Raw genomic sequence first — 12,795 nt, 5'->3', positions numbered from 1 at the left:
CCTTTGATGAACGGCTATCCTTGTTCAATGCGCGAAACCATCGTTGAACGCCTGCTGCGCGCCCTGTATTCGGCCATGTTGTATGTGCTGGTGCCGGTGACGGTGTACCACCTGATCTGGCGGGGCTTCCGCCAGGCGGAATATTTCCAGCGCTGGGGCGAGCGCTATGCGTCCTATTCGGACGAACCACACCGGGCCACGCTGTGGGTGCATGCCGTATCGGTGGGCGAGGTCAATGCCGCCGCGCCGCTGGTGGACGCGCTGCTTGAGCTGCGCCCGGGCATGCGCCTGCTGGTGACCACCATCACCCCGACCGGCTCGGCGCGGGTGGGCAAGCTGTGGGGTGAGCGGGTTGAACACGTGTATCTGCCCTATGACCTGTCCGGGGCGGTGCATCGGTTCCTGGATCACTTCCAGCCACAGCTGGGCCTGATCGTGGAGACCGAGCTGTGGCCGAACCTGCTGTTCTGCTGCCGTGACTACGGCGTGCCGCTGTACATCGTCAATGCGCGTCTGTCAGCGCGTTCGCTGCGGGGCTATCGGACCCTGCGGCCGCTGGTCTCGCGTGCGTTGCGCACGGTGCGCGTGATCGCTGCGCAGTCGGTGGAGGACGGGCGCCGCTTCCGCCGCCTCGGCGCGCTGGAGCAGCAGGTGACCGTGACCGGCAACCTGAAATACGACATGGAGGTTGATCCCGGACTGGCCGAGTTCGCCCGCCAGTTCCGCCAGCGGGCCGGTGAGCGGCCGACATGGATCGCCGCCAGTACCCATGTGGATGAAGAGGCCGCGGTGCTGGCCATCCACGCCCGGCTGAGCAAGCGCTGGCCGGATCTGCTGCTGCTGTGGGCGCCGCGGCATCCGGAGCGCTTCCGTGCGGTCACCCAGCAGGCCGTTGAAGCCGGGATGCGCACCGCCACCCGCACCCTCACCCGCGAGCCGGACTCCGCCGATGCGGTGTTCGTGATCGATACCCTGGGTGAACTGACCAGCTTCTATGCCTGCGCCGACGTGGCGTTTGTCGGCGGCAGCCTGCAGGACGTGGGAGGACACAATCTGTTGGAGCCGGCCTCCACCGGCACCGCGATAGTCACCGGTCCGCACCTGCACAACTTTGCCGACATCGCCCGTCGGCTCAGGGAGGTGGACGCGCTGTGCGTCGGCCGCGATGCCGAGGCGGTTGGCGCCGAGCTTGAGAGGCTGCTGGAGGATCCGCAGCGGCGCAGCCAGATGGCCGGGGCCGCCGCCCAGCTGGTGGAGGACGGGCGCGGGGCGGTGCAGCGCACGCTGGAAGTGATCAGGGCGGACATGCCCCCAGCTGCGGGGCCGCCAGCCGCGGGGCAGGGCGGGCCCTGAGCAGGCCCGCCGGAATACGTTGCCGGGTTACTCGACCGAGGACGGAAGCTGGGCTTCAGCGGACACGGTCAGCAGGGCATTGATTTCCCGCAGGTCGGAAATGTCCAGGGTGCCGGCGGCCTGGGCCAGCAGCAGACGGCTCTGCAGGAAGCGGTAGCGCGCGTCCGCCAGGTTGCTTTCGGCGTTGAACAGGTTCTGCTGGTTGATCAGCACGTCCACCACCGTACGGGTCCCGACTTCCAGGCCCACCTGCGATGCTTCGTACGCGCTGCGCGCCGAGACCACCGCCTGGCGCCTGGCCTCGACTTCGCTCACTCCGGCCACTACCGCGTTGTAGGCGGCGCGGGTGCTGCGCTCCAGCGCCCGGCGGGTCAGTTCCAGGTTGTCGTGGGAGATGTCGCGGCGCGAGATCGCCTCGCGCACGCCGGAACGGATGGCGCCGCCGGCGAACAGCGGCACGGTCAGGTTGAGACCCACGCCGTAACCTTCGTTTTCACTGTTGCGCGGCTGGCCCGGCACGTCCGGGTTGCCGAAATCACCCCAGCCGGCGCGGTTGCTGTAGTCGGCGCCCAGGGTGACCCGCGGAAGGTGCTGGGAACGGGCGGCAGTCACGCCGTGTTCGGCAGCGCGCGCGTCATATTCGGCGGCCTGCAGGTTGGGGTTCTGCGCAAAGGCGCTGGCAACCCACTGCTCTACGCCGCCATCGGTGGGCAAGGACGGCTGGAAGTCCTCCGGCAGCGCACGCAGGTCGCGCACCGGTACGCCGGTGATCTCGGCCAGGGCCTGGTAGGCGTCTTCCAGCGCATTGCGGGCCAGCAGGACATTCGCACGGGCGGTGTCGTACTGGGCGCGGGCTTCGTGCACGTCGGTGATCGGTGCCAGACCGACCTCAAGGCGCCGGTCGGCGAAGTCGTACTGCTTCTGCAGCGCTTCTTCCGCGGCAATGGCGGCTGCCAGGGTTTCGATCGCCACCAGCACGTCGAAGTACGAGGCCGAGGTGCGGGTGATCAGTTCGCTGTTGGCGGCGTTCAGATCGAACCCTGCGGCGGTGTCCAGCTCTTTTTGCGCACGGTAATTGGCGATCTGGCCGAGGTCGAACACGGTCTGCTGCAGGCCGATGCCCCAGGTGCGGCTGCGGTTGTCACCGGACTGGCCGGCCACGTAGTTGCGGCCGATCGACCCACTGCCGCTGACCGATGGCAGCAGGTTGGCCCGGGCCTGGACGCGTCCCTCGCGGGCGATATCGCGGCTGGACTCGGAGATGGACAGCTGGCGGTCGCCGGTGCGGGCCATCTCATAGGTGGTCATCAGGTCCGCGGCCTGGGCGGCGGCCGGGAGCAGGGCGAGGGACAGGGCTAGGGCGAGAGGACGCAGCATGTAGAAATCCTTGTGGGTTCCGGAGGGCCGTGCGGGGGCATGGCCCGGGTACGGTCCGCGGTTACAGGTGGAACGCAGGCACCGGTTCGGCGCCTGCCAGATAGTCGAGCTCGGTATCAAACAACGATTCGGTGCGCGTGGCGTTGACATCGTCGCCATCACGATGGATCACCACCGCTTCCATCACCGGGGCGCGCCCGTGGACAATGAACATGCGTCCACCCGGACGCAGCCACTGGATGAAACGGGCGGGGACCTCGGCGACGGCTGCGTTCACGCAGATCACGTCAAAGCGGCGTTCCGTGTTCCAGCTGAAAACGTCGGCCTGTTCCACCGACACGTTGCTGGCGCCAAGGGTCACCAGGCGCTGGCGGGCGGCGTCGGCCAGGGTGGCCTCGCGCTCCAGGCTCAGCACTTCGCGGGCCATGAGACCCAGGCCGGCAGTGACGTAGCCGCTGCCGGTGCCGATCTCCAGCACTTCTTCGCCCGGCTGCGGGCGCAGCGCCTGCAGCGCACGTCCGGCAAGCACCGGCTTGAGCATCCGCTGGCCATGGCCGAGTGGGATCTCAAGATCTCCGTAGGCCACCGAACGGTAGGGCGCGGGCACGAACTCCTCGCGCGGCAACGTGCCCAACACCTCGAGCACGCGCGCATCCAGCACATCCCAGGGACGAACCTGCTGTTCGACCATGGCATCGCGGGTTTGGGCGTAATCAATTGTCATCTTTGGCGGTCTCGATCGCGGGGAACGCAAGTTTACCGGGGGATGGGCGCAATTGCGCTGGAAACAGCATCGCTGCAGCGGTTGTCCGGCACTGAGTGCCGAAAGTCACCGGGCCGCTGGGCAGGGCAACCTGGTACGGCGGGCTCAAGCCCGGGCCTTCGAAGTGCCGTAGGCGCGCAAGAACATGTCCGCGCAAGCCTCAAGATGGGCGCGCTCCTGTTCGGCCTGGGCCATTTCGGGGTGGTGGTGACAGTCAAACACCATGCGCATGTGCAGTTCTCCGCGAACCAGCGCAAAAAACTGGGCCGACGCACGGGTAACGTCGTCGATCTCCAGGTCGCCAGCCGAAATGCGGCGCCTCAGGAAATGCGCGAACTCTTTCTGCACCCGTCCGGGGCCGGCTTCCCAGAACAGCTCGGCCAGCCGCTTTTCCACCATCTGCGGCGAACACAGCAGGCGATGCCCGGCCACCGCCTCGGGCGCGCTGATCATGGAGAAAAAACTGCGGGCAATATCCAGCAGGCGCTCGCGCACCGGCACCCCGGGCGCAGGTTCGAACACCGAGCCTGGCATCTGCTGTTCGCAATAGGCCTTTGCAGCTTCGGTGAACAGGGTGTCCTTGTCGCCGAAATGGCTGTAGACGGTGAGCTTGGAAACGTCCGCCGTGGCGGCGATCTGGTCCATGCTCACGCCTTCAAAGCCATGCTGCAGGAACAGCCGTTCAGCCGCCTCGAGAATGGCGGCGCGCTTGGCCAGGTCTTTGGGGCGCCCCGGGCTGGCAGTGGGCCGGGCGGCTTTCTTGGTGCTGGAGGGCATCATCACCGGCAATATGATACCTGTCAGTTCTGTAAATATGCTGAACCGGGAGGTTCAGTAATGCTGGAGGTCAGGGCGCAGCTGTGAGTCAGTAGCGCTGGCTCGCTGCATCCTTCACGCCGCTGCGTTGCGCACGCTTCAACCACAGCTCCCGGGCGTAGACGCGCAGGTCGGGGATGGTGTCCAGCTCATCCACGATCTCGAAACCGAATACCGTTTCCACCACGTCTTCCAGGGTCACGATGCCTACGGCGGTGCCGTATTCGTCCACTACCAGCAGGATGTGATGGCCTTCGCTGATGAAGTGCCGGAATAATCGGTCAACCGGCATCTTGTCCAGTGTGGAAGCAAGGGGGCGGGCGAGATCGGCCAGGGTCGTCGGGGCGGGGTTGTCGCGGGTCTGGATATGGCGCATCAGCGCTTCGCTCTTGAGCACGAAGCCGGTGATGTCCGCCCGATCGTCGCCTTCGTAGACCGGAATGCGGGTGAACGGCGACTCTTCCACCGCGGCCACGAACTCCTGCAGCGGTGTGTCCTGGGGCAGGGCGAAGACGACGGTGCGCGGGGTCATGATGTCGCCGGCTTTCACCGCGTCCAGCTGCAGCACGTTGCGCAGCACGCGGCTTTCGCCGGGCAGCAGCTGTCCCGAATCCTCGCCCATGCGCGCCACCGTCAGAAGTTCATCGCGATGCTTGGGCAGTGGGGCCGGACGGCCGCGGGTGATCACGCGGGTCAGCTGCTGGGAGAACCACACCAGCGGCGCCAGCCCCACCACCAGCACGGGCAGCACCCGGGCCACGAACGGCGCCACGCCGACCGCGTAGCGGGCGCCGATGGTCTTGGGGATGATCTCGGTCAGGATCAGCACCGCCGCGGTCAGGGCCACGGCGAACAGGGCTTCGCTGCCGTAGCCGAATACCCGCGCGTACTGCGCCCCGGCCCCAGCCGCGCCCATGGTATGGGCCACGGTGTTGAGGGTGAGGATCGCGGCCAGCGGCCGGTCAACGTCCGCCTTCATTTCCCCGTACACCTGCGCCCAGCGCTGGTTGTCGTTCTTGCCGGCCTCGATCTGGGTGGGGGTGATGGTCAGCAGCGACGCCTCCAGGATCGAGCACAGGAAGGACACGCCCAGCGCAGTGGCAACGTAGATGATGAGCAGGGTCATGGGCGGGGGATCTGCGAAGTGGGGGAAAGGAGCCGGGCACCGGTGGCGGCCACGGGCGAGACCCAGGCCGTGGCGTCGAAGCCGGCATCGATGAAGCCCGTGCGCATGGCGGGCGCTGCAGTTTCCGCCGCCGTGCGCGAATCAAACCAGGCAAACACTGCGGGCCCGGCGCCGGAAATGCTGGCGCCCAGCGCGCCGCCATCCAGGGCGGCAGCTTTCACCCGGTCAAAGCCGGGGATCAGCGCGGCGCGGCGCGGCTCCACCAGCACGTCATGCAGTCCGGCCCGAATCAGTCCGGGATCAGCGCGCTCCAGCCCAAGCAGGAGCTGGGCCAGGTGGGCGCTGTGGGCAACGATGGTGGCCAGCGGGTAGGGATCGGCAAGTACTTCGCGTGCGCGCCGGGTTTCCAGCACCTGGTCGGGATGGACCAGCACGCAATGCAGCCAGTCGGGAGCCGAGAGGCGGATCATGCGCTCGGCCGTGGCCAGCACCACTCCACCGAGCAGCATCGGCGCGACGTTGTCGCCCTGGCGGCTGTTGCTGGCCACCGATTCCCCGTCCAGTGCGAATGGATACAGCGCGTCGCGGTCGAGTGGCGTTTCCAGCAGCGCGTTGGCGGCGACCAGCGCGGCCACGCAGGAAGCGGCTGAGCCGCCCATGCCGGAGCCAAGCGGGATCCCTTTTTCCAGCTCCACTTCAAACCCGAACGGCAGGGCCAACGCCTCACGCAGTGCGATCAGGGCGCTTCCTGCAGTATTGGCGCGCGCTTCCAGTGGAATTGATCCGATGCCCGGTGCCTGGCCGGTCACCCGCGCCACGCGCACGAGCGGTTCCTGCAGGCGTCGTACCGTGGCGGTGTCGCCCGGTCCTTCGACCACATGGCCGAGCAGGTCGAAGCCGACGCCGATGTTGCCGACGCTGGCCGGGGCGAATGCGGTGGCGGTGCGGGAGGGGGTGGCGTGCATGAGCGACGATCATAGCGGCCTGTTGGCCCGCGCCGCGGCTTCATGCTCCAATGGCCGCTGAAGCGGGGGTACCGCGCGCTGCTGGCGCGGTTGAGACAGACCCTTCGAACCTGATCCGGTTAATACCGGCGTAGGGAAGCTTCGCAGAAGTGCCGTATCGCCCGCGGTTTGCCGGGGGCGATGCGTGCACAGCATGCGCCGCCGCTTCGTCCCCTCCATTCCAGGACGATGCCGATGAACGCAAGCGCCATTCCCACCCTGTTGCAGCAGGCCGGAGAACTCTCCGGATCCGTCACCCGCCCGATTCCGGGATCGCAGAAAATCCACGTACCGGGGTCGCGCCCGGACCTGCGCGTGCCCATGCGCGAGATCGCGCTGACCCCGACGCCCACGCTGTTTGGAGGCGAGGACAATCCTCCGCTGACCGTCTACGACACCTCGGGTCCCTATACCGATCCGGACGCGACGATCGACCTCGCCCGGGGCCTTCCTCCACTGCGCGCCGGCTGGATCGAGGAGCGCGGCGACACCGGGGTGCTGCCGGGGGTGAGTTCGCGGTTCGGTCGTGACCGCGAGACGGATGCCAGGCTCGACTCCGTGCGCTTCCCCAGCCGCCGTCCGCCGCGTCGCGCGCTGGCCGGCGGCAACGTCACCCAGATGCATTACGCGCGCCGGGGCATCATCACGCCGGAGATGGAATTCGTGGCGATCCGGGAGAACCAGCGGCTGGAAGCGGTGCGCGATGCCGGCTTGCTGGCGCAGCACCCGGGCGAATCGTTCGGGGCCGCGATACCCCAGGTCGTCAGCCCGGAATTCGTGCGCGACGAAATTGCCCGCGGCCGCGCCATCCTGCCCTGCAACATCAACCATCCTGAGAGCGAGCCGATGATCATCGGCCGCAACTTCCTCACCAAGGTCAATGCCAACATCGGCAACAGCGCAGTGAGTTCCGGCATCGCCGAGGAGGTCGAGAAACTGGTGTGGGCGATCCGCTGGGGCGCGGACAACGTGATGGACCTGTCCACCGGCAAACACATCCATGAAACCCGCGAGTGGATCATCCGCAATTCGCCGGTGCCGATCGGCACCGTGCCGATCTACCAGGCGCTGGAAAAGGTGGACGGCCGGGCGGAGGAGCTGACTTGGGACATCTTCCGCGACACCCTCATCGAACAGGCCGAGCAGGGCGTGGACTACTTCACCATCCATGCCGGCGTGCGGTTGCAGCACGTGCCGCTGACCGCCCTGCGCGTGACCGGGATCGTCAGCCGTGGCGGCTCGATCATGGCCAAGTGGTGCCTGGCCCATCACCGCGAGAGCTTCCTGTACGAGCACTTCGAGGACATCTGCGAAATCATGAAGGCCTACGACGTGGCCTTCAGCCTCGGCGACGGGCTGCGCCCGGGCTCCATCGCAGACGCCAATGACGCAGCCCAGTTTGCCGAGCTGGACACCCTGGGCGAGCTGACCAGGATCGCCTGGAAGCACGACGTGCAGACGATGATCGAGGGGCCCGGCCACGTGCCCATGCAGCTGATCAGGGAGAACGTGGACCGCCAGCTGGCTGCCTGCGGCGAGGCGCCGTTCTACACCCTGGGCCCGCTGACCACGGATATCGCTCCCGGCTACGATCACATCACCAGTGCCATCGGCGCGGCCATGATCGGCTGGTTCGGCACCGCCATGCTGTGCTACGTGACGCCCAAGGAGCATCTGGGCCTGCCCAACCGCGAGGATGTACGCGACGGGATCATGGCCTACCGCATCGCCGCCCACGCCGCGGACCTGGCCAAGGGCCATCCGGGTGCCCAGGTGCGCGACAACGCGCTGAGCAAGGCGCGCTTCGAGTTCCGCTGGCAGGACCAGTTCCACCTCGGCCTGGACCCGGAAAAAGCGCAGTCGATGCATGATGAAACCATGCCGAAGGAGGCGCACAAGCTCGCCCACTTCTGTTCCATGTGCGGACCACACTTCTGCAGCATGAAGATCACCCAGGACGTGCGCGACTACGCCGCGGGCCGGCAGATGGACGGCACTGCGGCGCTGGAGGCCGGGTTGGCGGAAAAGGCGGAGCAGTTCCGCGCCGGCGGGGGGCTGCTCTACCAGCGTGAATAAATGCTTCATGCGGTCGTCGCGCCGGTTCGACGCCGTCGGGCGTATATGGATATCAGCGGGCGTGCCAAGCACGCCCTTGGCACGCCCCTCCGGAGAACCGCCATGCACGCCATCCGCCGAACGACAGTCTGGAGTACCGCTTGGGTTGCAACCCTGTGTGCGGTGCTGATGCTTGCCGGCTGCGCCACCGGCCCCCGCATCAGCACCGAAGCTGATCCGCGCGCCGACTTCTCTTCGTACCGGACCTGGGCCTTCTATGAGCCGTTGGCGGTGGAAGCCTATGGCTATGAAACCGCTACCAGCGAGATCGTCAAGCGCTCGGTCGAACGCGAGATGCAGGCGCGCGGCTATGTTTTTGATCAGGCCAATCCGGACCTGCGGGTCAACGTCAACGCCTATATGCAGCGGCGCACCGATGTGAGTTCCATTCCCACGGTGGATTACGGCTACTACTACCACTACCGTGCGCGCCGCTATGTAGCGGTGCCGTACTGGCACGATCGTACCCACGTCAGCCGTTACACCGAGGGCACCATGAACGTGGACCTGGTGGATTCGGCCCAGAACCGGCTGGTCTGGGAAGGAATTGCGGTGGGCAGGGTCGCCAACGTCAATGCGGAGAACCGCGAGGCGCGGATCAGCCAGACGATCGGGGAGATCTTTTCCCGCTACCCGCATCGTGCGGGAATGGCCGCGCCGCCGATGTAGGCGCGGCCCGGCTCCACGCCGGGGTCAGGGGTGCAGCCGCCGCTGGACGGAGGTCAACCAGTCGCGCCAGCCGCCATCAGTGCGGGACCCGTCGCGGGTCGGGTCATACTCGCTGCCCAGCGCCCGCACGGCGGCGCCCAGGGCAGCGTCGTCCAGATCGCGTGCCAGCAGACGGTCCAGCTCTTCCCGGGCACGGGCGATGTATTCATCGCCCTCGCCCTCGCGCCAGGCGTCCACGACTGCATCGGCGCTGTCATGCTCAAGCGACCAGTCCTGGTGGAAGTAGGCGGAAAACAGGTTCTGCAGGGTGGGGAAATCGCTCATGCGTAATCATCCAGCCGATCAGGGTGCGGAAGGGTAACCGGTGATGATTCTATAGCCGATGTCCAGTCGGTCCGAGCGCTCCAGCACTACCCTGACCGAGAACACGTCCTCGGCATGGTCCTGACCGCGGGCCACGGAAATGCCCGTGGTGGCATCAAAGCGTGCATCCACCACCAGACGGTTGCCACCCTTGCCGTCCAGCCAGGCTTCGATATCCCCGGAGTGCTCACCCAGGGTCTGGGCCACGAAGTATTCCGCCTCGGGCAGGTCGCGAAAGCTGGAGGCAGCGCTGATGTTGTCATTGCGCACCCGGTCCACCAGCCACTGCTCGCTCTTGCCCACATGACGGTCGATCAGGTGGCCGCCAGCGTCTTCATGCGCCTGCAGCCCGCCTCCGGGCACCTGGATGCCGGTGTCGATGTCCGTGTTTTCCAGATGGGCGTCGAGCAGGGCCAGGGTGTCAGCCACCGCATCGCGCCCGGTGCGCGGCAGGTCGCTGGTGTCCAGCCCGGCCAGCGCATCACGGATGACGGTCAGGGCAGGGTCAAGCCGCTCGGCAAGAAATGGGGTCTGGTCAGCCAGGCCGACTGCGGCCCGGGTCTGGTCCAGGAATTCGCCCAGCGTGCCCTCGGCTGCGAGGTCGGCCAGGTGACCGGCAAGGTCCGGCCCGGCGCTTGCGGCATGCAACGCAAACGCGTGGGCGTCAAGGCGGGAATGGGGGAGCGCAGAGGCCGCATCCAGCAGCGGGAGCGGTGAAGACGCGTTGATGGGGTTCATGGCAGGCCGGCATCAAGGAAGATGGCGCCAAGCCTAAGGCGCCATCCCCGCGAGGCCTATCTGGTGCCGACCCTAGGGGCTCAGCCCGCCTTGTAGCGTTCCATGGCGTCAACCAGCAGGCGCTTGGCTTCCTCGGCGTCGCCCCAGCCTTCCAGCTTCACCCACTTTTCTTCTTCCAGGTCCTTGTAGTGCTGGAAGAAGTGGCCGATACGTTCAAGCCAGTGCGGGGAGACGTGCCCGATGTCGGTGACGTGGGCATAGCCGGCGAACACCTCGGGTACCGGCACGGCCAGCAGCTTCTCATCGGCGCCTGCCTCGTCAGACATCTTCAGCACGCCCACCGGACGGCAGCGGATTACGGAAGCGGGAACCAGCGGCAGCGGCAGGATCACCATCACGTCGGCCGGGTCGCCGTCGCCGCAGATGGTGTTGGGCACATAGCCGTAGTTGCAGGGATAGCGCATCGGCGTGGACAACACGCGGTCGACGAAGATCGCGCCGCTGTCCTTGTCGACTTCGTACTTCACCGGCTCCGAGTCCTTGGGGATCTCGATGACGACGTTGATTTCATCCGGCGGGTTGTCGCCGGTCCGGATCAGGTGCAGGGGGGCCATAAAAGGTCTCCGACATGCGCGCGGCAGCGCACAGGGGGTTTGGAAAGGGCCCCTATTTTAACGGGTTTCTGCTGCGACGCAGCATGCCGTGCCTGGCGGGGCATTGTGCACCCCGCCGACCACCTCGGGAAAACCCCAGCTGGGGAACGCCCCAGCTTGGACAGGTCCATACGGGGGCGTATCTATGTCCCCATCGTATCCACGGAGGCACCCGAAATGTCCGTCCAACTCCCGTCGCAGACCCCGATCGATACAGCCCAGCGCGGCCAGATGGAGGTTTGGAATCCGTCGACCGACCATCTCACCCGGGTCAGCCCCCAGGAAGTGGCGAATGCACCGCGTGCCGATGAAGCGGGCCAGGTGCGCGAGCCGCAGAGTCGCAGCGCGGAGTTCGGCGCGACCCGGATCGATGGCAATGCCACCAACTCCGGCGCCCAGACGCAGGCCGAAACCACCACCGGCAACCCGATCCTGAGCGATCCGCTGCACCAGACCGCCGGAGTGTCCATCAGCCGCGAACGGACGCTGACCGAAGGGCAGGACGAGGATGGCAACCAAGTCTGGTACATCATCAGTGACCAGCTGGTGTTTACCGCCGGTGACGGTGACGACAACATCCAGGTCACCCAGGGCGCCAATGGCGCGGTCAACTTCGACGTCAACGGCGAGACCTTCGAAACCAGTCTGGCCCGGGGCCAGGAGATCACCATCCGCGCCCAGGGTGGGGATGATGTGATCAAGGTGGATTCCGGGGTGACGGTGAATTTCGTCATCGAGGGCGGCGAGGGCAACGACACCATCGAGGCCCTGGGCAGCGGTGACAACCGCATCTTCGGCAACGAGGGTGACGACACCATCCAGGTCGGCACCGGCAACAACTATGTCTACGGCGGCGCCGGCGACGACAGCATCAGCGTGCTGGGCGAGGGCCGCAACGTGCTCTACGGCGGCGATGGCAATGACAACATCAGCGGCGGCCAGGGCATCGATTACATCGACGCAGGTGCCGGTGACGACAGGATCGATGGCGTGGCCGGGCAGAACATCCTGGTCGGCAGCCTGGGCAGCAACGTGATCCACACCGGGACCGGTGATTCACGCGTGTATGCCGGCAATGACACCAGCGTGGTCAACAATGGTGGCGCCGACGTGATCTACGCACCGGATGCGATTTCAGATCGCATCAGCGCGGATGACGGCGCCAGCAATACCGTGGTCAACGTGGTCCTGGATCCGGCGCTGGGCCAGAGCCTGGTGATCGAGGGCTCGGAGGAGTTCGTCAGCCGCGTGCAGGCCGACATCGCCATGATGCAGAACTCGCCATACGGACAGCAGATGCTGGCCGAGTTCGATGCGGCCCATGGCAACGGCAAGAGCGTGACCATCATGGAGCTGCAGAACGAGCAGAACGGCTACGCCAGCATGCAGATCGGTTACATCCGCAATGGTGAAGCCGCCCCCGGTTCAAACGTGACCATCGCCTACAACCCGTCGTTCTTCGTGGAAGGGCTGCCGGCACCGTCGGTGATCCTGTATCACGAGATGGCGCACGGCTTCAACGCGGTCACCGGCACCTTCATGCCGGGTGAGTACGACGGCGGGGAGCAGGGCATGAGCCATCCCGATTTCGGGCTGATCCATCCTGAGCGCCAGGCCGTCGGTCTGCCCACGAGCCATCCCGATTTCGACTTTGGCAACGGCCGGATCACCAACACCAACCCGTTCCCGCTGACCGAGAACGGGATCCGCGAGGAAATGGGGCTGGACCTGCGCCCGAGCTACAACGATTTCTGACAGGCGTTTTATCGCGTGATCTGACCCGGAGCGGACTGTGCAGCCGTTCCCAGGGTCGGCCCC

12 protein-coding genes and 1 riboswitch are annotated in these 12,795 nt (G+C 66.4%); of the genes, 4 read left to right on the top strand and 8 right to left on the bottom strand.

What is annotated here, in order from left to right; genetic code table 11:
* Positions 1-27 precede the first annotated feature (27 nt).
* On the top strand, positions 28-1,353 hold the full coding sequence (gene waaA, locus ACW7G3_RS10965; RefSeq protein ID WP_456982775.1) for a lipid IV(A) 3-deoxy-D-manno-octulosonic acid transferase: 1,326 nt from the start codon (positions 28-30) through the stop codon (positions 1,351-1,353).
* Between the two features lie 27 nt (positions 1,354-1,380).
* Here the strand turns inward: waaA and ACW7G3_RS10960 are convergent, their stop codons facing one another.
* The 5 genes from ACW7G3_RS10960 to ACW7G3_RS10940 all read right to left on the bottom strand — a co-directional run bounded on the left by ACW7G3_RS10960 (position 1,381) and on the right by ACW7G3_RS10940 (position 6,400).
* Positions 1,381-2,730, bottom strand: coding sequence for a TolC family outer membrane protein (locus tag ACW7G3_RS10960; protein WP_456973173.1), 1,350 nt, complete (start codon positions 2,728-2,730; stop codon positions 1,381-1,383).
* 61 nt (positions 2,731-2,791) lie between these two features.
* Positions 2,792-3,454 (bottom strand): protein-L-isoaspartate O-methyltransferase family protein, encoded by a 663-nt coding sequence (locus ACW7G3_RS10955; protein WP_456973175.1) that lies wholly within the window; start codon positions 3,452-3,454, stop codon positions 2,792-2,794.
* Between the two features lie 144 nt (positions 3,455-3,598).
* Positions 3,599-4,273 (bottom strand): TetR/AcrR family transcriptional regulator, encoded by a 675-nt coding sequence (locus ACW7G3_RS10950; RefSeq protein WP_456982774.1) that lies wholly within the window; start codon positions 4,271-4,273, stop codon positions 3,599-3,601.
* Positions 4,274-4,358: 85 nt separating this feature from the next.
* Positions 4,359-5,435 carry a CNNM domain-containing protein gene (locus ACW7G3_RS10945; RefSeq protein WP_456982773.1) on the bottom strand — a complete coding sequence of 359 codons (1,077 nt, stop codon included), beginning with the start codon at positions 5,433-5,435 and terminating at the stop codon, positions 4,359-4,361.
* Complete coding sequence (locus ACW7G3_RS10940; RefSeq protein ID WP_456982772.1) at positions 5,432-6,400, bottom strand: homoserine kinase; 969 nt, start codon at positions 6,398-6,400, stop codon at positions 5,432-5,434. Before ACW7G3_RS10940 ends, ACW7G3_RS10945 begins: the two co-directional genes overlap by 4 nt.
* A gap of 54 nt (positions 6,401-6,454) precedes the next feature.
* A riboswitch (TPP riboswitch) is annotated at positions 6,455-6,555 on the top strand.
* A 79-nt stretch (positions 6,556-6,634) separates the two neighbouring features.
* Between ACW7G3_RS10940 and thiC the strand changes: the two genes are divergently transcribed.
* Entirely contained in the window at positions 6,635-8,515 is a 1,881-nt protein-coding gene (gene thiC, locus ACW7G3_RS10935) for a phosphomethylpyrimidine synthase ThiC (protein WP_456982771.1), read from the top strand.
* 102 nt (positions 8,516-8,617) lie between these two features.
* On the top strand, positions 8,618-9,223 hold the full coding sequence (locus ACW7G3_RS10930) for a DUF4136 domain-containing protein (protein ID WP_456982770.1): 606 nt from the start codon (positions 8,618-8,620) through the stop codon (positions 9,221-9,223).
* A 24-nt stretch (positions 9,224-9,247) separates the two neighbouring features.
* Here ACW7G3_RS10930 and ACW7G3_RS10925 read toward each other — a convergent pair whose 3' ends face one another.
* From ACW7G3_RS10925 to ppa, 3 genes are all read right to left on the bottom strand, one after another.
* Positions 9,248-9,547, bottom strand: a complete 300-nt coding sequence (locus tag ACW7G3_RS10925; protein WP_456982769.1) for a contact-dependent growth inhibition system immunity protein — start codon at positions 9,545-9,547, stop codon at positions 9,248-9,250.
* An 18-nt stretch (positions 9,548-9,565) separates the two neighbouring features.
* Positions 9,566-10,324, bottom strand: a complete 759-nt coding sequence (locus ACW7G3_RS10920; RefSeq protein WP_456982768.1) for an RNase A-like domain-containing protein — start codon at positions 10,322-10,324, stop codon at positions 9,566-9,568.
* Between the two features lie 80 nt (positions 10,325-10,404).
* Positions 10,405-10,938, bottom strand: coding sequence for an inorganic diphosphatase (gene ppa / locus ACW7G3_RS10915; RefSeq protein WP_456973193.1), 534 nt, complete (start codon positions 10,936-10,938; stop codon positions 10,405-10,407).
* A gap of 216 nt (positions 10,939-11,154) precedes the next feature.
* Between ppa and ACW7G3_RS10910 the strand changes: the two genes are divergently transcribed.
* Positions 11,155-12,732 carry a M91 family zinc metallopeptidase gene (locus tag ACW7G3_RS10910; RefSeq protein WP_456982767.1) on the top strand — a complete coding sequence of 526 codons (1,578 nt, stop codon included), beginning with the start codon at positions 11,155-11,157 and terminating at the stop codon, positions 12,730-12,732.
* The last annotated feature ends 63 nt before the right edge of the window (positions 12,733-12,795 follow it).

The organism is Luteimonas sp. A478, from assembly GCF_054052025.1.
Note: the sequence above shows the minus strand (reverse complement) of the source record. Positions and strands in the feature narration are given on the sequence as shown.